Origin of the sequence: Parapedobacter koreensis (genome assembly GCF_900109365.1) — a bacterium.
GTDB classification, from domain to species: domain Bacteria; phylum Bacteroidota; class Bacteroidia; order Sphingobacteriales; family Sphingobacteriaceae; genus Parapedobacter; species Parapedobacter koreensis.
Window position 1 is genome coordinate 194765 of record NZ_FNZR01000001.1, and the last position, 22537, is coordinate 217301.

20 protein-coding genes are annotated in these 22537 nt (G+C 41.9%); 16 read left to right on the plus strand and 4 right to left on the minus strand.

From position 1 onward, the window contains the following. Nucleotides 1-36 precede the first annotated feature (36 nt). Both BMW65_RS00840 and BMW65_RS00845 read right to left on the minus strand, forming a co-directional pair. A complete protein-coding gene (locus BMW65_RS00840; RefSeq protein WP_143053754.1) occupies nt 37-417 on the minus strand; it encodes a hypothetical protein in 381 nt (126 codons plus the stop codon). Between the two features lie 58 nt (nt 418-475). Beyond that, nucleotides 476-904, minus strand: a complete 429-nt coding sequence (locus tag BMW65_RS00845; protein WP_090602921.1) for a DUF1801 domain-containing protein — start codon at nt 902-904, stop codon at nt 476-478. Between the two features lie 272 nt (nt 905-1176). Here BMW65_RS00845 and BMW65_RS00850 point away from each other — a divergent pair, with 272 nt between their 5' ends. Beyond that, nucleotides 1177-3213, plus strand: a complete 2037-nt coding sequence (locus tag BMW65_RS00850; protein WP_090602027.1) for a hypothetical protein — start codon at nt 1177-1179, stop codon at nt 3211-3213. Nucleotides 3214-3215: 2 nt separating this feature from the next. Here BMW65_RS00850 and BMW65_RS00855 read toward each other — a convergent pair whose 3' ends face one another. Both BMW65_RS00855 and BMW65_RS00860 read right to left on the minus strand, forming a co-directional pair. After that, nucleotides 3216-3893, minus strand: a complete 678-nt coding sequence (locus BMW65_RS00855; protein WP_090602029.1) for a response regulator transcription factor — start codon at nt 3891-3893, stop codon at nt 3216-3218. Then, nucleotides 3883-5265, minus strand: a complete 1383-nt coding sequence (locus BMW65_RS00860) for a sensor histidine kinase (protein WP_090602030.1) — start codon at nt 5263-5265, stop codon at nt 3883-3885. The genes BMW65_RS00855 and BMW65_RS00860 overlap by 11 nt, the downstream gene beginning before the upstream one ends. A 210-nt stretch (nt 5266-5475) precedes the next feature. On the opposite strand from BMW65_RS00860, the gene BMW65_RS24795 reads away from it, so the two are divergent. The 15 genes from BMW65_RS24795 to BMW65_RS00935 all read left to right on the plus strand — a co-directional run bounded on the left by BMW65_RS24795 (nt 5476) and on the right by BMW65_RS00935 (nt 22535). Then, on the plus strand, nt 5476-5691 hold the full coding sequence (locus tag BMW65_RS24795) for an NVEALA domain-containing protein (protein ID WP_177180947.1): 216 nt from the start codon (nt 5476-5478) through the stop codon (nt 5689-5691). 1 nt (nt 5692) lies between these two features. Continuing rightward, nucleotides 5693-6742 (plus strand): BF3164 family lipoprotein, encoded by a 1050-nt coding sequence (locus BMW65_RS00870; protein WP_090602034.1) that lies wholly within the window; start codon nt 5693-5695, stop codon nt 6740-6742. 35 nt (nt 6743-6777) lie between these two features. Then, a complete protein-coding gene (locus tag BMW65_RS00875; protein ID WP_090602035.1) occupies nt 6778-7332 on the plus strand; it encodes a hypothetical protein in 555 nt (184 codons plus the stop codon). A gap of 194 nt (nt 7333-7526) precedes the next feature. Continuing rightward, nucleotides 7527-7769 carry an NVEALA domain-containing protein gene (locus BMW65_RS00880; RefSeq protein WP_090602037.1) on the plus strand — a complete coding sequence of 81 codons (243 nt, stop codon included), beginning with the start codon at nt 7527-7529 and terminating at the stop codon, nt 7767-7769. Between the two features lie 221 nt (nt 7770-7990). After that, nucleotides 7991-9025: a BF3164 family lipoprotein gene (locus BMW65_RS00885; protein WP_143053755.1), complete on the plus strand. Its 1035-nt coding sequence runs from the start codon at nt 7991-7993 to the stop codon at nt 9023-9025. Between the two features lie 145 nt (nt 9026-9170). Continuing rightward, nucleotides 9171-9431 carry a DUF4221 family protein gene (locus tag BMW65_RS24800; RefSeq protein ID WP_394332194.1) on the plus strand — a complete coding sequence of 87 codons (261 nt, stop codon included), beginning with the start codon at nt 9171-9173 and terminating at the stop codon, nt 9429-9431. Between the two features lie 266 nt (nt 9432-9697). Further along, nucleotides 9698-9907 (plus strand): NVEALA domain-containing protein, encoded by a 210-nt coding sequence (locus BMW65_RS24805; RefSeq protein ID WP_090602040.1) that lies wholly within the window; start codon nt 9698-9700, stop codon nt 9905-9907. Between the two features lie 118 nt (nt 9908-10025). After that, the gene (locus BMW65_RS00895; protein ID WP_143053756.1) at nt 10026-11135 is read left to right on the plus strand and encodes a TolB-like 6-bladed beta-propeller domain-containing protein; all 1110 of its coding nucleotides are present in this window, start codon (nt 10026-10028) and stop codon (nt 11133-11135) included. Between the two features lie 166 nt (nt 11136-11301). Then, a complete protein-coding gene (locus tag BMW65_RS00900; RefSeq protein WP_090602043.1) occupies nt 11302-12441 on the plus strand; it encodes a 6-bladed beta-propeller in 1140 nt (379 codons plus the stop codon). A 368-nt stretch (nt 12442-12809) separates the two neighbouring features. Continuing rightward, the gene (locus tag BMW65_RS00905) at nt 12810-13982 is read left to right on the plus strand and encodes a DUF4221 family protein (protein WP_090602044.1); all 1173 of its coding nucleotides are present in this window, start codon (nt 12810-12812) and stop codon (nt 13980-13982) included. 274 nt (nt 13983-14256) lie between these two features. Continuing rightward, entirely contained in the window at nt 14257-15354 is a 1098-nt protein-coding gene (locus BMW65_RS00915) for a 6-bladed beta-propeller (RefSeq protein WP_090602047.1), read from the plus strand. A gap of 232 nt (nt 15355-15586) precedes the next feature. After that, a complete protein-coding gene (gene lepB, locus BMW65_RS00920) occupies nt 15587-16438 on the plus strand; it encodes a signal peptidase I (protein ID WP_090602049.1) in 852 nt (283 codons plus the stop codon). A 5-nt stretch (nt 16439-16443) separates the two neighbouring features. Beyond that, nucleotides 16444-18354, plus strand: a complete 1911-nt coding sequence (locus tag BMW65_RS00925; protein WP_090602050.1) for an O-antigen ligase family protein — start codon at nt 16444-16446, stop codon at nt 18352-18354. Then, nucleotides 18341-19444: an efflux RND transporter periplasmic adaptor subunit gene (locus tag BMW65_RS00930; protein WP_218145314.1), complete on the plus strand. Its 1104-nt coding sequence runs from the start codon at nt 18341-18343 to the stop codon at nt 19442-19444. Before BMW65_RS00925 ends, BMW65_RS00930 begins: the two co-directional genes overlap by 14 nt. A 28-nt stretch (nt 19445-19472) precedes the next feature. Next, the gene (locus BMW65_RS00935) at nt 19473-22535 is read left to right on the plus strand and encodes an efflux RND transporter permease subunit (RefSeq protein WP_090602052.1); all 3063 of its coding nucleotides are present in this window, start codon (nt 19473-19475) and stop codon (nt 22533-22535) included. Nucleotides 22536-22537 lie beyond the last annotated feature (2 nt).

Consider the following 22537-nt stretch of genomic DNA (forward strand, 5'->3'; position numbering starts at 1 on the left):
ATCAAACCAGACGTATATCATGAAAAGAAGAAACGGTTAGGCCCGTGGGGGTCTGAACTGGGATTGCTGGTAAGGTGTAGGGATGTGGAGCAAATAATAATACGAAAACGAATAACCACCGGACAATTCTGCCGCTTTTGGAAGATAAGTGAATCTTGTCGCAGCGTGGAAGTCAAAACCGCCTGCATGGGACGTGTGGCTTTTGAAAGGCAGTTGCATGTCACGGCTTTCGTCCTTATCCGTATGCTTTTCGAAGGAATAGTGATGCGTGAGAAAATTCAGAAATGAAATGTCTGTCTCACGTTGTTGGTGCTCCTGAAAATGTTCAAATAACACCGGAATCTTCAACAGCTGTTCAAGTAAAAACACATTGAACGTGATGGAAATCAGCAATGGATATGTGAATAGACTTTTCACTTGTGCAAACTTATGGCAAATTTTAAAGAAAAAGAAGCCTTATCCCTGATTTCCTCGGTTAATTTTTCCCATATTTCGATTGCAGGAAATCAATGGTCGCTCTCATCAGCCTCTTGAGTGCTTCCTGATCGATGTCTACCATCTTCTTGACGTAGATACAAGCCTTGCCCATCTTGAATTTCCCCAGATCCTTGAGCAGATGCTCGTGCTCCGCTGCGCCCGTGTAGACATACAACGATATCGCTGCCTTCCGTGGTGAAAAGCCGACGAGCGGCATATCCCCTTCCTGTCGGCTCCGGTCAGATTTGTAGTGATAAGAGCCAAAGCCGATGATGGATGGGCCCCACATCCGTGGTTCATAGCCCGTGAAGTCCCGCATCAGCTCCAGTAGTTCGAAACTGTCTTTGCGCTTCTGTTCGGTATCGGCAAACGCATTGATGAATACATCCACGTCCGCATCGGTCTGTTTGGTTTTTATTTCTGCCATAGTGCCCTTCATTTTCAAGACAGGGTCTTCCGTAACACGCCGGACGACAGCCCTGTATCCTGTGTATAAAGCTAACGAAAATTTCCTTTATCTGTAACCGGTTTTGAGCGTAAGCGATTGCCCCGAAAGATTTGAGTAAGAATTGACTGTGTATCATAATTGACAGATACACCATCATTCTTTTATTTTAGTGACCATTATAAACAAAAAATTAGGAATTTTCAAGAGCACTATAGCCGTACATACAAACCTAAAACTCCAATCATTTAACGATGAAAATACTGATATTGTGGTTCAACTTTTGTGCGCTGATTGCATTTTTTGGTTCTTGCAAGACAGGCAAGCAGGATAACGGTTCTCTTTTGACCCATGCATTGGCAATGGCCGGAGAGAATAGGACAGCGCTTGAGAAAGTTTTGCAGCATTACGCCAGCCCGGCGGATTCGCTCAAAAAGGAAGCAGCAATCTTTCTCATTAACTATATGCCAGGGAAATTTGCAAAGATATTTCCAGCTTATGACAGTTTCAAACCTGCCTTTGACACGCTGGCCGCATTAAACGAAGCCTACGAATATGGAGGAAATAACACAAACCTGGAGTTCTATAAATACTATAAACACACAGTATTCAACGATTTTGTGCGAAGTCACAGCATTAAATTGGATGGAAACCTACCCTATTTCATTAAGGAAGATATCAAAACAATTACGGCAGATTACCTCATCGAAAACATAGAATATGCCTTCAAGGCCTGGGACTTGCCTTGGAACAAAACGTTATCCTTCTCCGACTTTTGTGAGTACATCCTCCCTTACCGATATGGAAACGAAGAACTAACCCCCTGGCGAAAGGCTTATTTCGAAGAAAACCTCCATCTCCTTGATTCATTTAAACAAGAACGTGACCCGTTGCCCGTATGCATGGCGATTAAGGGATTACATGACATCACGCGCTCGGAGATAGCAGAGCTAAAGGCACTGGGGAACGCCATCAAGCCGCTCGATTTGATCCGGATCAATACCACTACGTCATGCCAAGACGAAACAGGAGGTGTGATGTTGCGACTGAGAGCATTGGGGATACCAATTGCAAGACTTCGGTTTCCCAATTGGGGTAACTGGGGGTCCGGTCACGATATCAACGGTGTGCTTACCTTGGAAAAAGAATGGTTTCCCCTTTCTCAGGGCACGAACCCTGATCGATATGTCCCTCCCCGGCAATTTAAAATAGCCAAGGCCTTTGCCGAAACGTATAGTTATGATCAAGAAACGAGCGCGGTTGGGGTATCGGGAGGCCAATATGCCATGATACAACACTACAAGGATGCGACCGGATCTGTCGCCGAAGTGTCGGATGTGGAGGTTTCGTTCAACGCGCCGCGCTCAAACAGCCAAGGATGCCTTTGCGTTTTCAATAATGCGGAATGGATTCCTATCGTATGCAAAAGCTTATCCGGACGCGGGATACGGTTCCCTGCGGTTGGAAAGGGTGTCGTTTATATGAAAGGGATCCTCAAAGACGGCAGTCTCACCGTACACGGACAACCCTTTTTGCTGAATGACGAAGGAAAGACGGTAAATCTCGATGCATTGGATAGCCAAATCACACTTACGTTGGATCGGAAATACCCACCCAATGAAGAGTTGATCAGCTTCGTTCCTACCTTGGCTGGAAGCTATTTCCAAGGGGCCAACAGGGCCGATTTCAGTGATGCCGCGACACTTTGGACAATAGACAGCCTATCATCCCTGCATAAAATGCATAAATCCGTCGAACATGCCCGCTATCGGTATATACGGTTTGTTTTTGCGGACATTGAACGCAAAAACGAAGCCCTTGGCGGAATACAGCTATATAACACGGAAGGAACACAATTGAAAGGCACACCGGTAAGCACTATCGCGGGATCACCAACATTCTACAGGCATGTATTTGACAATTCGCCGTTTACCTTTGTACGCCTCTTGGCAAAAAAATATGCGGATTTCCAGCAGTTTTACGATGGTGAGAGCCTTGTAATTCCGGACAATCAACCGTTTTGGGTAGGGCTGGATTTCGGCACCGAGCAAGATATTGCCAGCCTGGAGATTAGTCCAAGGACGGATGACAACGATATCAACGTTGGCGAAACCTACGAGCTCTTTTATTGGGGCAACGAGGGTTGGAATTCTTTAGGAAAAAAGATTGCTACCGATACACACCTTACCTACACGGCACCCGAAGGCGCATTATATCTCTTAAAAAATGCAGAGAAAGGAAGGGAGCATCGGATTTTTCAATATGTGGATAATACACAGGTGTGGCATTAGCCTTACTTGTTTTTTGCTTCAAGGATATACCCCTCACCATAGACGGTCTTGATTTGGAGCGTGGGATAGCTTGAGAGCACACGCCGGATTCTTAGTATGGCCCCATCCAACAGGTTGTTTCTGTCGGGATGGTCATCATACCAAATCTGTTTAAGCAAGGTTGATCGCGCAACAATTTGATTTTTCCTTCTCAACAACAACTCCAATAAAATCGCATCCTTATCCCTTAGCGTATACGTTTCCGCATCGATATCTACCGCTTGCGAATGAATACGGATACGGTGCCCCTCCAAATGGAATTGCTTGAGATCAATGGGAAGCGACAGGATATTTTGAATCAAGGATAGCAACGCTTGCGGCAATATCGGTTTTTGCATGTAGTTTATGGCTCCCAATCGGTATCCTTTTATTTGGCTCTCCGGGCTGACCTCCGTACCGGTCATCAATACAATGGGTATTTTGAGGTCTGTATCCCTGATTTCGGATATGACCTCAAAACCATTCTTACGGGGCAGCACGATATCCAGGACAATCAGATCGGGAGATTGCTCTCGATACAGTGATAGCCCCTCGTCACCTGTTGCAGCATGGCGTACTTCAAGACCATTATCCTCAAAAAAATCCCTTAGCGTCGTCGCCAGCCCCCAGTCATCCTCTATCAGCAGAATTTTATTGCGCATTGTTTTTTACAGGGAAATATAAGGTAAATTCAGTGCCTATGCCAAATTTACTTTCCACTTTTATTTCTCCATTATGGGCCACCACGATGGCTTTGACATAGGTGAGCCCGAGTCCGAAGCCCACCCGTTGCTGAATCACCTTATTAGGACTCCGATAAAACCTGTCGAAAATATGAGCGATATCTGCATCCGGTATACCAAGGCCATTGTCGTTTATACTGATTTTCAGTTTGTCGGCATGTTTGGATTCCGATACAGTGATCACAATGGATACCGCCTCCGCTGAATACTTGATAGCATTTTCGATGAGGTTTTCGATAATGTTGGAAAAGTGAATCCTATCAGCCTCAATATATTTCTGAGTAGTCGTCAGCAACAGCGTGACATCTACCTGTTTTTCCTCGGCTCCACGATATTTGCTGATAATAGCCTCAAAAAAGTCCCCAATCTCGATATTTTCCCTGTTCAGGGGAATACGTTCCCCACTGTTGTTGCTCAGTTTCTGTACTCTTTCGGTATAGGCTGTCAGCTTATTCAATTCCAGGAGCACATTATCTGCATACCGCTTGACTTTTTCCGTCTGCTCTTTTTGCAAGTAATAAGGAATCAATGCCGCTTGGGCCACGGCACTGGAAATAGGCCGTTTGAATTCATGCGTCATGGCATTGACCGAATCTTGCCGCATCAATTCTATCCGCTCTCGCCAAAAGAATGTTCGGATGACAATAAAAAGAAGAAATACGCATATTGAAATCAGGATCGCGGATAAGATGAGCTGAAAGGTCATCCTTTGCAAAATAAGCAGAGCGGGAATTTGTGCGTAAGCTTTAATTCCAATTGTATTGAATATATCTATGGGAATCAACTCGGTTGAAATCATTTCTATATTCCTTTTTCCTTTATAAGAATGGTCCAATACCTTATTAGTCTTTAAGTCAATATATTCAACGGCCGTCTCTGTCAAAGGGAGCGCATTAGACTGGAGTTCTTCCCGAAATATACTATCTAAACTCACCACATTTACAGGCAAAATGTCTCTTAACAAAAACTGGATAAGCTTTTTTTCAGAATTGGGGTCATAACGGTCCAAGGTCACTTGAAACGATGTATCCTGAGATTGGAGTGTTTTGGTAATGTATCGTGCGGTATCTTTGGCGTCGGTCAACGGCACATATGCAATATATCCTCCTTTTTGCTCATGCCGGCTGGATGCCTCTCTCAATATGGACGTTTCAATGGATTTGTTGATGGATATTTCAACTTGCGACCGATATGCCCGATCCATGTTATATACCCATATTCCTTGTCCGATAATGATGATAAGGAGGGTTATCACGATACTTAATCTTACTTGCCAACGGCCTAACTTCATGGTTGCACTAAAATTGTGACAGGTTTTCAATCGCCAATGTAAAGGTACAAAATAATAAGCAGCTAATACGATTTATGAATAGCCTTTTTATGAGGCTGAAGCTTATTCCAAAAGATTTGAGTAAGAATTGAGAGCCGCCTATTTTCGTTGAGTCGCACGTCTTCGGTTTATTTTCGCAAGAGATATATGACCATAAAACCAAATAGAAACATGAAAAAACACCTGATTGTATTGATTGTATGTTTAGTGGCTGGCATCAGTCTAAACGTGAATCTAAAACACAATAAAACACGATCAAACAGAATCGAAATCAGCTTGGACAACATTGAAGCGCTGGCAAATACAGAGGATCCTAATACCAAGTGTTTGTATGCTGGGAGTCTTGATTGCCCGGTATCAACAATAAAAGTCCAATACCTATTCTAAAATGAGAATCCTTATCAACCATGTATTTGCCGTATTTCCATTGCTGTGTTTGGTTTCGTGCAGTAGGGCTATCGGCTCAAACCCGATCGAATTCCCTAAAACAGTCCCATTGGTAAGCGAAGAAAGGGCAATGCCCGATGTATATCTTAAATATCCATTTCGGGTACGGCTCAACGATACTTCCCTTTATGTGATGGATATCCATCCCATTGACTACTACTGCCATGAGTTTAGCTATCCCGCTATGGAACACAAGCGCAGTTTTGCAAAACGGGGGGAAGCTCCCAATGAGTTTCTGGATGCTGAGAATATTCGCTTGGATCATCAAGGACGGTTTTGGGTATTAGATGCCAATCGAAAAAAAATAGTTCATTTCGGTAAGGATAACACATCTACTCCGCAGGAAACCATTATGTTAGATGAAGCATTCATCCGGACGTTGGATTTCGACTTATTGGATGACTCCACCTTTATTGTTCCGGACTACACTGGATTGCATCGCTTGTCCTTGGTTAATTTGGACGGCAAGTTTGTCCGCAATTTGTTCAGTATTCCTGCTTCCTCGGGTGGCGGTGATATGAGCGATTCCAATGTTCCACTGGCGCAGGCGTGGCGGCCTTTTTTGAGGTATAATTCTCAGCATGGAATCGCAGTCTTGGTGACACAACTTGGGCAAGTTTTGGAAATCTATGATATTCGGAACGAACGTATCGTCAATATCGTCAAACCAATTGGGATGGAGCCACATTTCGTGACGAAGGGAAATTATGCTGTACCCACGGGAATCATGGGTTACAGCGACATCCACGTAGGCCGAGCGCATATCTACGCCGTATTCTGGGGACATTCGTTTGACGACATTAAGCGGCAAAAACAGACAAAGGAAGGCGGGCGATACATTCATGTTTTTGACCTACAGGGCAACCCGATCAGACAATACCTATTGGACAGGTATATCACGGGATTCCATGTTGATGAAGAGAATAGAAAGATTATCGGGCTGGATGTGAACGCAGACCAACCCATCGTTGAATATACCTATTTACCGTAATATCAAACATTAGCTAAAAATTAACACACCAAAAAATGAAGATAGGTTATATAAGTTGGACGGTAGTTGTACTCTTCGTAGGATTCGCAGCATGTAAGGACAGCAAGAAAGCCTCCGCAGAAAAACTGGTAACGGAATGGATTGGAAAAGAAATCATCTTTCCCCCCGGATCAGATTGTTCCAAAATGGGGGAAGATACACCCTGTCCCAATCTTAGCCACACCCCATATAAGGTGCTGGTCTATACCGATTCGGTCGGTTGTACAAGCTGTAGGCTCAACCTGCACGTATGGAAGGCGTATATGGAAGAAATAGACACTCTTGCATCCGGAAAGGTAGACTTCTTGTTCTATTTTCAACCTAAGAACCGAAAGGAGCTGGATCATCTTTTGAAACGCGATAAATTTGAACACACCGTATTTATCGACGAGAAAGGCGAAATAAGCCAAATCAACAATTTTCCTGAAGAGATGGAGTACCAAAGCTTTCTTTTGGATCGTGAAAATAACGTGCTATCCGTCGGGAATCCGGTCATGAACACCAAAATGTGGGAGGTATATAAACAAGTGATTACGAGCACGCATGAGTAAATGGGAGGAAAGGCGGCAGGCTATATGCTTCGATGCCTGAACGTTGCCTGTCCGCCTCTTATCCCACCTTTACAAGAAAGGAGGTACAGCGGCAAAGATAATGATTAGGTACGAAATCCTCAGGGTAGGATATAGACTGTTGAAATGATAAATACAGTGAAAACAATTTTTATGATTCAAAAAAATTAAATCAAATGAAAAAGAAGATCTTAGGCGGTTTCGCAGTAGCTGTTATTGCCGCCGTAGCCGCATTTAATGTCAATTTTAACGTGAATGAAGGCAATGAACTGTCTACTATTAGTCTTGCTAATGTAGAGGCTTTGGCACAGAGTGAAGGAGGCGTATGTGTAGAAACTTGTTTGGCGCTTTGGGGGGACTGTACTACATCAACTGGGGCTACTGCTAAAGCTCCGCTTGTTTGTGTAAGACCAAACTAGCTAACGACTAGAATCAGTTCGCAGATTTGCGAACTGATTCTATCGAAGGAATTAATTTTAAGCATAAGTTAAGCAACAACAATTTCCCCAATCTTTTGTAACGAGTAAGCATGACTCAATTTACCGCTATGCTGTTGTAAGTGCGTGAATGCTTATATTTTTTGCTCTTGATTTATAATCTTGATCCATTAGAGGGAGTTTTTGTGAAAAAACACATATATATGAAACGTACATTTTCCCTTTTATTATTATTGGTTTGTATGGTATCTTGCCAAGATAACCAAAAGGAATCTTTTTTAGATTCATTTTCTAACCACTATAACTGTTCTCCGAAAGTACTTAATGAATATCCAGTTGACTCTTTGGGAAAACCCGAATACATATATAGCTGGAGAAACTATATTATTGTGTCTGATCTTATTGACAACTATTTACTTTCCGCGTATGATCTTGATTCAAATCAGTTTTATCGTTTCATTGAAAAAGGAGGAGGGCCAAATGAATTGATTGATATACAACAATTAGGTGCCATGGATGAGAATAGATTCTTCGTTAAAAGTACATCTGGAAGTAAACTCCATCTTTATGGAACTAATCGCAATAAAGATATAGCCTCGACTGCAATTAAAGAGATATTATCAGATTTTGTCTCTGTCACGGTTGACGGCAGCATGATTATAGGTTCAAGTAAAGGAGAAAGTCGTTTTACTATTTCTGACTTGGACAATAACGAATACAAAAAAGAATTTGGAGAAAACATCGGATCATTTTCCCAAGACATGGCATCGAATATTTTGCAGGGGTTGTGTGTAGGCTCACCTGAAACAAAAAAAATTGCGTGGTTTTCTTTTTATGGTGAAGCAGCGGAGTTCTATGATTATAGTGACACAACAAAAGTACATTGTTTGAAACAACATACCGGGGCACTGCCCTTAGTCAATGAGCGATATGTATTTGACAAAGACTCAAAAATAGGTATAACCTCTTTAACAAAAAGTGATAGGTATATTTTCGCTCTTTATAATGGATCAACATTAGAGGAAATAATGATGTCCAAAGATTTAGGTCTTTTATCGAATAAAATATTGGTTTATAATTGGGAAGGAGATCCTATCGGGGTATTAAATCTTGATAAAAAGGTTCGATCTATATCATATAATATAGGATCTGATACTTTGTACTTAATCGGATATGAGGAGGATAGTTACGGCTATAATGTGTGTTATATAGATAATATTAATATAATCTTGAATTAAATACAAACCGCCATATAATTAAAATATTTTCGTTATGTATTAACGAATTACACGGGTTGTTCTTTTGAACTCTGCCAGTCTCTTTTCCATATGGGTTATTTTGTCCGGGATGAATTTAACCTTGTCCCTGACCATGTTGTAATAGATGGCGCCATTTTATTGGCGGTCGCAACGACAGCATATCTGTTGCCGCCCCCACGACTTCATCTTTCTGATACTCTATGATAAATATCGAAAAGTATATTATCGAATATCCACAGTACCTCTTCTGAACTGGGAACCAACAGATAGCAAATTTGAAAAGCCTCTCTCCATAATAACAATAGACGAACCTGGGAAAATTCTTTCGGAATCGCCCGTGTTTCAAAATCCTCAAGATACAAACGCTATATTCGCTTATCCCTAAAAGAATTGAGTAAGAATTGTTAGCTCAATTCTTCTCCATAGCTCCCTTTGGTTTTATTTCTTTGGATCGAGGAAAAAGCGGCAGGCTGTACACTTCGTTCCGTGAGACACAGCCTATCCACCCAGTATCCACCTTAGTAAGAAAGGAGGTATATTGGCAAAGATAACGATTAGGCACGAAATCCTCAGGGTGGGATATCGACTGTTGAAATGATAAATACAGTGAAAACAATTTTTTTGAACGATTAAAATTAAGTAAAAAAGAAAATTTTAGGTGGTCTGGCTGTAGCAACCATCGCTGCCGTGACCACGTTTAACATCAATTTTAATATGAATGAAAGTAATGAACTTTCTACTGTAAGCCTTGCGAATGTAGAGGCATTGGCACAGAGTGAAAGTGGGGGTGGTGGTAAAACATGTTATAATACAGTGACTTCTAAAGAGGGAAGCCAGGTAATGTATTGCCCCAACCTGTAGCTGGGTCTCTGGGACGGATCCTTGGTATGCTCCGTCCTCAACATGTTAGTATAGTCTGCTATTTCTTAAAATTATCTGCCGCGATTCTATCGGATCGTGGCAGATTAACAAATTATATATGAAATTAAAGCTATTTTCGAAAATTACGGCGCTACTATTTGTTTGCTCGTTAACGAATTGCAAACAATTTTTTCACCCATCCGATCTATCGGGGAATATGTCTTTCCAAGATGTAAAATACGTGGATGAATTTTCTCGTACATATACGCTTAAGAATAAGAAAAAAACCAATATTGATTTAATTGGGATGAAAAATTTCGCAATTCATGATTCTTTACTGATTATTTCTACAAGCAATGCGGATGGCTTGTGGTCATTTATTTGTTTAAAAACAGGCAAATATCTAGGCAGCTTCTTGACAAGGGGTCAGGGGCCTTTTCAGTTTATTGAATCACCGAGCGTTAGCAATAAAGTAATATTTACGAACGAAAATGACAGTACTGTCTCATATATCTATGATTTTCAAAGGGGAGAACTACTGCGATTAAATATAGCGAGATCCTTAGAATTGAACAAGCTGAATATCAATGTCGTCAACGATTCTCTCCCACCTTTCTTATTCAATTTTATTATGATAGATAGCACGACGTTCTTTTGTAAAGAGACTAGTCCTCACCTAACGCAACAAATTAGGTATATAAAGAAACTTAATAGTAAGATCGAACCTACATTTCTTACTCCTTTAAATAGGGCCCAAATTAGGGATGGCGAAGATATCAACATTCTATCAACAATTGCCAAGCGAAATGATAAGATAAACCGCATTGTCGAAATGCCGATTGGCCTTAGGCATATAAATATTTATTCACTCGATGGAACTTTTTCAAGAACCATCAATATCGGAGAACAATCAGATAAGCTAAGCGATATACAAGATAAGTTTCGATGGAACCGGATATATACATTTGCTGACCTAAGAGTATTTGATAACTTCTTTGGAGTTGTGTATATAAATGAAGATGAGAAAACCTATCAAACTGGGCGTAAGAGAATTCCAACTATATTACTTTTCGACTGGGACGGCAACCCGCTGGCAGAACTTAAACTGAGCCATCATATCACCTCTTTTGATATTGATTTCAATCAGGGGGAACTTTATACATTTGACGTTCACGCTGACGAATTATACAAGTACGACATCAAACACATCTTAGATGAGATACAATAGTGAACTGTTTAAGTCAAGAGAATGCTAGACAGTCAGCGACCTGAGGTGACCAGTATTGTTTGATTATCGTAAGAGTAATACATTGATCGCCTCTAATAGCACGCGCTTGTGATGCACATCCGGCTTCTAAATTGCCATTTTCAACTTGCCAAGAAAAAACTCAATTATGAGAACAATTACTTTTTTCTGTGCCTTATTTTTTCTGCTGCTGTCGTGCACATCGAATCAAGCGATTCTGGAAAGCGAAAAACAATTATTGACCGCACCTGACAAACCTTCTGAAACAGGTTACTTCAAAAATCATTTCGAACTAGCCGAGATCATCCAGATTCAGACAAGCGATGATTTTCTTATATCAGATATCAAAAAGCTAATCAGGCATAAAGACAACGTTATTTTATTTTCAGGCACGAATAATACTGTTTTTATTATCAATGCAAAAAACGGAAATATTGAAACACGCATAAACAAGATAGGCACAGGCCCCGGGGAATCTAAAACAATAATAGATATCTCCTTTGATGAATCGTCAGAGCAGTTATTGATTTACAACGATTACTACAAACTCCTCTTTTTTGACATCCAGGGAAAATTCTTGTCTGAAATAAAGGTGGACGGGACGTATGAGGGGATCAGTTGGTATGATGGCGAAGTATTCTTCCATAATAAATTGCAAGGTTATTCCTGCTATCCATATCTTGTTAAAATTTTAAGACTGAAGACCAATACATGGCGAGAGATAGGCCACGATAGAAGGGTAGATTTTCCAATAAGAACCCTTGGAAGGCAAATGGTAAAGAGTAAACAATTATGGTTTACCGCGCCACTTGACTTTAATTTATTCCATTTCAATAAAAATCAAGTCCAAATCCCTTATGAATTATCCCTTTCTAACACTGTTACAGACGAGCGTTTGATAAAAGAATCAACATCCAATCCGCAAAGATTTTTCGAAGAGGTGACGGGTAATAACCTTATTTATGCTGTAAATTCCATCCGAGAAACAACCGATCATTTAGTCTTTCGCTCTAATCAAGGGGGTATTTTCATTATTAATAAAAATGAAAACAAGATTTATTGGGATAGTTACGTTGAAGAAACCTTATTAGGCATGGACCTGACTTACTACTATCCACATGATGGAGATGATGACAAAATCATGTTCATACTTCCGGCTGAAGTATATACACAACATATGCAATCTAATCCAAAGAGTAGCGCTACTCCTTTAAAAATCAAGGAAGACGACAATCCTATTCTCATTTTTTATAAGCAAAAAAACATCCAGTCCGATAATGGAAGCTAAGTTGCCAGCAGAATTGAGTAAGAATTGCTAGCGGGATTCCTTTCTATAGTTCCCTTTGGTTTTATTTCTTTGGAATGGATAAAGGCGGCAGAACGAGGTACGTCGGCAAAGATAGAATTTATTGACCATGTCCTGAGGAAGGATACAAGCTGTTGAATTTTTTAGGAGAGGTAGAAGCCTTAGGAGCTTGCGAAAGCGTAGGCTGGTGGGACAATGATGGAAATTGTGTAAGCAATAGTAGCGGAACTTACTTTTGTAAAACAGACAGTTGGGATTCATTTATAGACTGTAAGATGTAGAATAATCTTAGTAATCTGTTCAGGATTGTAAAATCCTTGAGCAGATTACACTATAAAAAATAGAAAGAAATGAAAAGACTTATTTCTATAACAACACTATCCGTAATATCGTTGATCACTTATTCCTGTAAGGAAAAAATCGTTGCAGTAACGAACCCTACGGAAAAATCAACTAAGGATTCAACATTACTTGTCGCAAAAGAATTCCCCAAATATATTTCTATAGGAGAGCAATTAACACCAGCCCCATTAGTGTCTCAATTATTTGAAACAGGTGAACAGTTGTATTATATTTTTCTTGACGGAAATGACTTGAATATTTTTGATTATAATACAGGTCTTCAAAAAAAAAGAATATCCATTAATTCATCCGAGGAAAAAGGTTGCGGAGTATTAAATAATTATTCCGGATTTTATTACCATTCACCCGACTCTATATTTATTTACAATTATAAATCTAAAAATCTCTTTTTAATAGATTCTTTGTCTGCCATCAAAAAGACGTGGAATACCGTTGACCACACATTAGCAAAATATCCAGTAGATATTGAAGCTTTGACATCATCCCCCATTTCTTGTATTAAAGGCAAAATTTTACTGTCCGGAACAAGTTTAGGACAACCTGAGGATGCTACAGAAGATAATAAACCAGTCAGCTGTCTTATCAATCTCCAAGATGGAGCAGTTGATTATCGTGTGGGTTATCCAAACCAGTACAGAGAGGGGAATTTTGGAGGACTATACTTCAATACTGTATACCATACTGTTGATTCATACAACGGCAAAGCTATTTATAGTTTTCCTGCGGATCATCATGTTTACAGCTATGATGCAGGTTTTTCAAAAAAAGAAAAGATATATGCCGGCAGTCGTTACGTTAATGAAATACAGTCATCCTCAGACAATTTTTTTGAATTATTTCAGGACAAAAATAAGAGAATTGAGTATTTCATAAGCCAACCTTCCTATGCTAACATACTCTACGATAAATATCGAAGAGTATATTACCGAATAGCCACGATACCTCTCCTCAACTGGAAACCGACAGACAGTAAATTTGAAAAGCCTTTCTCTATAATAACAATAAACGAGTCTGGGAAGATTCTTTCGGAAACACCCGTGTTTCAAAATCCTCAACAATACAATTTAGGCAATATGCACATAGCTCCTGAAGGATTACTGGTTCAAAAATATACAGAAGACGAAAATATCATCCATTTTGAAGTGTTTACAATTATATAATCGATGAAATATATTTATTACAGCCTATTTATACTTTTGCTATACAGCTGTCAAGAAAAGCCTACGAATACAATAACGGAAGAGTTTGAAAAAAGGGGGGTAGAAATACCAGAAGAGGTAGAGATTTGTATAATAATGCCGTCCGTGGGGTGTGGGGCATATATCCTGCCGTACTCTATTTCCAAAATGGAGATTTTGAAGACATTCAATATCAAAGCCCTGACTCACCTGAAACCTTTGCAAAACTTGAGCACTTAATTAATCAGGAGAACAGATGAAAATTTGGTGGAAATCAATTATTTTCATTTTTGTTTTGATAAGCTGTCAACACAAAAATGACAACCCCTATTTGATAGACTTAGAGAATCAGCTACAAAGTAATCAGAGATGCACGCTTAGTGACCTTGCGGACTCTATTTCTTATATCTTTTTAGAAACGAGCGATAATTCGTTGTTACCTAATATAAGTGCAATTGTTTACCTTGATTCGAACGACATATTTGTTCGAGGTGGAAATTATGTGTATAGATTTTCCGGTATTGGAAAATTCTTAAATCGAATAGGGGCAGTAGGGATGGGCCCTAAAGAGTACCCTAGCTTACAGGAAGTGTCAATAGACCCTTACAACAAACAGCTTTTATTGCTTTCCCAAAGTGGGCATGTCTATATATATGGCTACGACGGAAATTTTGTTAAGAAACTTCACCTTGAAGGGGAGATTAGCGCCATAAATAGCCTCAATGACAATTCGTTTGTCTGCGAAGTTAGAGATTACAATGATAGTTATCGTTCATCATTAATTCAATTTGATAAAGACGGTGCTGTAATTAAAAAAATTGAAATAGAAAAAGACAATTTAAATTTTAGCCGATCATTACAAACCGTTTCCTTAATGTTTAACACGAACAACAGCATTAAATTCAAATCCTTATATAATGACACACTCTTTAGCTATAATAAGCTACAATTAACCCCTCACAAAATTTTAAATCTTGGGAGACTTTCTCCTTCAAGAGATCTGATTGAAAATGTAGATAAGAAAAACGAGCTCTTGTCAAAATACGCGCAAATAGTTGATATTGTCGAATCTGAAAACTATCTGTTTCTACTCATAATCATGAATGAAAAACTGAATGGTGTTATCGTTGACAAAGACAACAACAAGGTAGTTTATAATCAAGAAATAGAAAATCCGAGAGCAGGGGGCGGCATTGACAACGATTTAAATAATTCTGGAAAATTTTGGCCAATGTTGTCTTCTAATAATCAAAAAAATAGTGTGGTACAATTAGTTCATCCGGTTTATACAAAAATGGAAAACACACTGACAGATGATGCCAATCCTATTTTACAAGTTGTATATTTAAAATGATGACTCCATCTCATTCATCACCGGCAATTGAACATACAAACGCTATATCCGATTATCCCTAAAAGAATTGAGTAAGAATTGTTAGCCCAATTCCTTTCCATAGCTCCCTCTGGTTTTATTTCTTTGGATTGAGAAAAAACAAGCAAGTTATACGCTTCGCTGGATCAGCTGTTGATTTATAATGATGAAATTTAATGAGGTTAACCAATCAGAGGCGATGGCATAAAGTGATATGGGTGTATGGCTACGTAAAATATGGAAAACCTCGCGAGGGATTGCGCTAACGGCCATCTTCACCGTACTCGTTGTCGGAAGCCTACGCATATTTCTATTTGCTTCGTTTAGTATCCCAACACCTTCTATGCAGCCTACCATCCTACCGGGCGACCATATATTGATTAATAAATTGGTACCAGGCCCGCGTATGGACTGGCTATGCAACGCGGCAGACGTCAGCGATAACCATCGTTATCGTATCAAAGGACACAGGCCCGTCACACGTGGGGATGTGTTGGTATTCAACGCACCTTATCACCTTTCTGACAAAATAGCGAAAAATTGGGAAATCTATTACGTCAAACGCTGTATGGGGGTTCCCGGTGATACGCTACAGATAAAAGAAAATGCGTATTGGATAAAAAATAAGGCAGGCGCGTTCAAGGTTTCAGTACCGGCGAACAAATTGGTAGATGCTTGGATGGATAGCCAAAAGCCGGATAGGTTTAAGGAATTGGATTGGACACTGGCTTCCTTGGGCCCGGCCTACATCCCTCGAGAAGGAGACAAAATCCGATTGGATTCCGTCAATATATACCTTTATGAAAACCTAATCGAATATGAGACCGGCGGGGAAGTTTCTTTTTCCGCTAACAGGTGCTATCTCGATGGCAAGCCGTATCCCTATCATTCATTCAGGCAAAACTATTACTTTATGGCGGGGGATTATGCCGTAGACTCCGAAGATTCACGCTACTGGGGCCTGTTGCCCGAAGATCATATTGTCGGCAAGGCCGCTTACATATGGCGATCTACGGATCCCGACACCAAAAAATACCGGTTCGACCGATTTTTTAAACCCCTATAATCCTTATGAAAAACACATTCAAGACATTCATCAACTGCCTGTGCTTATTGCCTTTCATCGGTCTATTGGGGGGTGTATTGGTCTTGGATGAACACGTTACAGATGGCACAGGTGCAGGAAAGACGGTTGCCTTTTACGCTATCATGGGATTGATTCCCCTGGCAACGTCACTTTCTTATTGGAACAACCGACAGAGCCTGAAATACTGCACAACGGACTGGTTGGTTCCGCTATTCGCAGCGTTGGGCCTTGCAATCACGTATCTCAATCATCCGGTATGGAATACCAAGATGGTGTCCTTGGTGCTACTGGTGGTGCTATACTTCTCATTGCGTATTTTTCTGGTGCAGCATAAGGCCAACCTGCATGTGCTGCTTTTGGCCTTTATGGGTACAGGGCTCGTCGAAGCCCTTTGGGGGCTGTTGCAGCTTTACGGGCAGGTTCCGTCCCAGCACGTGCTTTTTCGGGTGACCGGTTCGTTTTTTAATCCAGGTCCTTATGCCGGTTATTTGGCCATGATACTGCCCATGGCGGTGTACTATGCCATACGGGATAGCAAGGTAATCCATGCCCCATTCCGAAGAAGAATGCGGTATTATTATCTTCGATGGGAGCTTGCGCTATCGACCTTGATTGGCATCGTCCTGATTTTACCGGCTACAATGAGCCGGGCCGCCTGGATTGCCGGAGGGATAGGCGGCATCGTGGTGATATTGAGCCACTTGTCCAAGCACAAAAAACACCTTATCGGCGCTTACCTTAGCTTGTACACCAAGAAGGGTATCGTTGTATTGGCCACCGCTGCGTTAGTTATCGGGATAGGACTGGTGGGATTATATCACTTAAAGAAAGATTCGGCCGATGGCCGGGCATTAATCTGGAAAGTGTCCATGGATATCATCGAAGAGCAATGGCTTGGTGTGGGGCTTGGTTATTTTTCGGGCCGGTATGGCGAGGCGCAGGGCAAATATTTCGCTTCGGGCCGTGCTACGGAGCCGGAAAAATTCATTGCCGGGGAGCCTGAATATGCATTTAATGAGTTTATCCAGATCGCAGTAGAGCTGGGCGTACTCCCATTTCTCCTCCTATTGATTGTCTTTAGCTACGCGTGTGTTGTCGGTGTCCGGCGAGGAAAATTGGCAGTGGTTGCAAGCCTCGGTTCTCTGCTTGTTTTTTCTTCGATGTCCTACCCGTTCAGCCTACTGCCTTTTCTTGTGGCGCTGACCTTGCTCATCACCGGTTGCGTCTCGGTGAGCTACCAATTTACTTATATCAATGACTTTAGGAATATGTACCTTTTTGATTACCGCCTGCGGCGGCGTTGGAACAGTGCGGCGATCATCATTTCATTGTTGGCAAGCTGGGTCGTAGTTGCCTATTGCTTATCCAATCGATATCCGGTCTATCTCGCTCATAAACAATGGAGCCAAGCACGAATATACTATCATGCCAACGCCTATGAAGAGGCGGTGAAGCGTTACCGCGGCTTGTTGCCGCACCTTGGCGATCAAGTACATTACCTCTTTGAGTATAGCCAAGCGCTCTCAAAAACAGCAAGGTATGAAGAAAGCATCGAGGTGATTGACCAAGCCACCTGGATTAGCGGAGATCCCATGCTTTTTGTCATTCAGGGAAAAAATTTCATGGGCATGCACGATTACAGGTATGCCGATATTTATTTCAAACGGGCCGCCCAAAGGGTGCCCCATAGGCTCTATCCCTACTACATGATGGCCAAAGCTTACCAAGAAGCGGGTGATCTGGACAAAGCCAAGCGAATGGCCACGCATGTACTCGCGAAACAGGTAAAGGTGGATTCTCCAGCCACCCGGGAAATGAAAGCAGAAATGACAGCCATGATCGATAGCATGGAAATTGAAAATACTACAATAGAACCAGTAAATGATGATGAATGAATTGACAAATACGACACTGCTTTTATGGATAGGCGTGGCACTGTACGCAATCACACTGATAGCCTGTACCACCGCCGAAAAAGGGCAAACGGAGGAGCACGTGCAAACAGTACTCCCCAGCGACAGTAGCTACGTAAAGGCTATAGTGCTGCAACGTGCGGATTTTAGCCATGAGTTGATTTCAAATGGAACAATAGCTGCCGCAGAAAAAGCTGATCTACACTTTGAAACCCCTGAGGTCGTGGAGGAAATTTATGTCAGGAATGGGCAACGGGTCTTAAAAGGGCAAAAAATAGCGGCACTGGTCCAGTTTAAATTACAGAATGCCATGCGTCAGGCACACGATAACCTTGAAAAATCCAAATTGGAATTGCAGGATGTATTGATTAGCCAAGGATACGCCGTAAAGGACTCACTGAACGTACCAGCGGACATCATGAAAATCGCCAAAATCAAAAGTAACTATGAAAACAGTGTAATCCAATATGAGTTGGCCCGATATAATCTGAGTCAGTCGGTTCTTTATGCACCTTTTGATGGCGTCGTTGCCAATCTTTTTTCAAAAAAATACAACATGCCTCCCAGTTCAGACCCGTTCTGTACCGTTATCGGCAGTCATATACTGGAGGCTGATTTTAAGGTACTGGAGAGCGAACTCAGCCTTGTCAACCAAGGCGATCAGGTCCAGCTATCGCCATTTGCCCTCAGCAATTATAACATAGCGGGAAAGGTAGACGAAATCAACCCGGTAGTCGATGAAAACGGGATGATAAGGATAAAGGCGCGTATTCATGGGGCAACGGATAGCTTATACGACGGCATGAATATAAAAGTAAGGATACAGCGCTCCATGGGAAAACAATTGGTAATACCTAAATCGGCATTAGTGCTGAGAAACAACAGAAAGGTGATTTTTACGGTCAAGAATGGAAAAGCCTTTTGGAATTATGTCCAGACAGGTATTGAAAACTCAACCGGCTATGTCATCACGGAGGGTTTGCAATCGGGCGATAGCGTAATTTATGACGGCAACCTGAACCTTGCCCATGAAACGCCAATACGGGTAGCACAAACTACCGACAGGCTTTAATTAAACACGAATTGCGGGATACAACTACATGATCAGATTTCTCATTCATAGGCCGGTGGCGGTATCGATGGCCTTTTTGGCGTTCTTTATATTGGGCATCATTACATACATGAATATTCCTGTGTCTCTACTGCCCGATATTCCCATACCGGAAATAACTGTACAAGTGGCCGGAGGGAATCTCTCCGCCCGGGAACTGGAAAATACCGTGGTATCTCCTATCCGCCAGCAACTCCTGCAGGTAGCTAAATTACGTGATATGCACAGCGAGACACGTGATGGCAGTGCAGTAGTTCGCCTAAGCTTTGAATATGGCGTGAATACGGATCTGGCTTTTATCGAAGTCAATGAAAAGATAGACGCCGCCATGAACAATCTCCCCAGGGCAATCGAGCGTCCCCGTGCAGTGAAAGCGAGCGCAACGGATATTCCAGTTTTTTTTCTCCATCTGACTTTAAAGGACGATGAACCCTTTAAAAAAGGTCAGGAAAGTGACTTCCTCAACGTAAGCGAACTCGCCCAATCCATCATCAAGCGGCGGATCGAACAGCTCCCCCAGGTCGCCATGGTCGATATGACAGGAGTAGTAGACAAGCAGATACAGGTTATCCCAAACAATAATACATTGGAGATAACCGGGATCACCCTGTCAGACATCAGTGCTGTCCTACAAAACAACAACATCGAGCCCGGCACAATGATCGTAAAAGACGGCCACTATCAGTATAACATCAGCTTCTCTTCCGTCATACGTACATTGGAAGATGTGCAGGATATTTATTTCAAGAAGAATGGTCGGATTTTCCAACTCCGGGATCTTGCCGATATCAGTTTAGTGAGCAGGCCGGAAGAAGGAATTTCGCTCTACAACGGCAAGCGGGCCATTACCTTGGGTATCATCAAACAGGCAGACGAGAACATGTCCAGTTTAGCCGATGCAATGGCCAATACGCTCCACAATCTGCAAGGCCAATATCCTGAGATCGAATTCTCCCAGTCGCAAAATCAAACTGAGTTGTTGGAATACACCATTTCAAACTTACAACAAAACCTCATCCTGGCTTTTATCTTCGTTTGCCTGGTATCGGCGCTTTTTATGCGGGATGTACGATCACCGTTGATTATCGGCGTCAGTATGTTTGTTTCATTGATCGTAAGCCTACTTTTCTTTTTCGTGTGCAACGTCTCGCTTAATATCGTTTCGCTGACGGGGCTGATACTTGCGCTGGGCATGATGATTGACAATTCCATTATCGTCACCGATAACATCGGGCAACACCGAAGAAAGGGGATGGATATTGACGAATCGTGCATCAGAGGCACCAATGAAGTCATTGTGCCAATGCTGAGTTCTTCGTTTACCACGATTTCTGTTTTTGTTCCCTTGATTTTTATGAGTGGTATAGCCGGAGCCGTCTTCTTCGACCAAGCGTTTTCGGTGACTGTTGGGTTGCTGGTGTCCTATTTGACGGGCATCATGCTATTACCTGTGCTGTATAAACTTGTCTATTCGATTAAATTTCCCCAAGCACGCACTAAGCGGCTATCTTCGGAGTCTCTCCCGGAAAGGGTCTATCATCACGTTGCTGATTGGGTATTTGGCAATAAGATGCTCACCATAGCAGGGGTGCTATTGATTTTTCCACTTTGTGTGTTCCTGTTCTTTGGCATCCGCAAGGAAAAAATGCCGGAAATAAGCCAGCAGGAACTGATCGTAAACGTGGAGTGGAATGAAAATATTCATCTCTGGGAGAATCAGCAACGGTCTACGGACCTCCTCCGGCATGTCCAAGCGCACGTCGAAGAAAATGCTGCGCTCATTGGCCGGCAGCAATTTGTGCTCAATAGAAAAGGCGAACAGACATTTTCGGAATCGGAGTTTTACCTGAAAACCGAACAAACGGAGGACATCCCTAAACTGAAAAAGATCATCGATGCTTACATGCGGCAGCAATATCCGCTGTCTATCGTTTCGTATGCCCCTGCGGGGACACTATTTGAGCGGATTTTTGTGACAGCAGACCCTGATCTGAGACTGGAATACTATACCGGAAAAGGAAAGGATATCTTATCCATGGACTCCGTGCAAGCCTTCCAAGCGCAATTATATAAAATAACGGGCTATCATCCGAAAAGTATATCATTTCGAAAACAGTTGGATCTTCGGATCGACAAGGAAAAGTTGCTGTTGTACGATGTATCGTATGATCACGTGTATCAAGCGCTGAAAGCGGGTTTTAAACAAGAAGAGATCACAACACTGCGGTCTTATCAACAGTACTTGCCTGTCATCATCGGACAGAGAAACAACGAAGTCAGTGAAGTCATCAACCATACATCGATTCAGGAATCCCCACCAGGCGGTGATGGCCGCGCCAGGAAATTGCCGCTTAATACATTTATTTCTACCTATCCGGCCCAGGGCATGAAAACAATCGTCGGGGGCCGTAATGGCGAATACATTCCCTTTGATTTTCACGAGGTGCAGGATCCTGATCGTACACTGGCGCTGCTTAAAGACAATATAACACCCAACAACGAGCGGGACATCCAGCTATCGGGGTCGTTTTTTTCAAACAGAAAGATGCTGGACGAGCTGTTGGTCATCTTAGTAGTATCCATCCTATTGATGTATTTTATACTTGCCGCTCAATTTGAAAGCTTTATACAGCCACTCATCGTGTTGCTGGAAATTCCGATAGCCATCGCTGCCGCATTGGGCCTGCTAATTCTTTTTGGACATAGCTTGAATCTCATGTCTGCCATCGGCATCATTGTCACCTGTGGAATCATTATCAACGATAGCATCCTCAAACTTGACATCATGAACCAGCTTCGTCGGCAAGGGATCGAATTGATAGCGGCCATACACGAAGCGGGAAGAAGACGCCTCAATGCTATTCTTATGACAAGTCTTACATCCATTGTGTGCATGCTGCCGCTGTTTTTCAGCCATGATATGGGATCGGAATTAGAAAAACCACTGGCTATCGCCACCATCGGTGGCATGTTGATCGGCACGCCCATTAGTCTTTTTGTAGTGCCTTTGGTGTACTGGTTTATATATAGGAAAAAGGAAAACAAGGTATAACA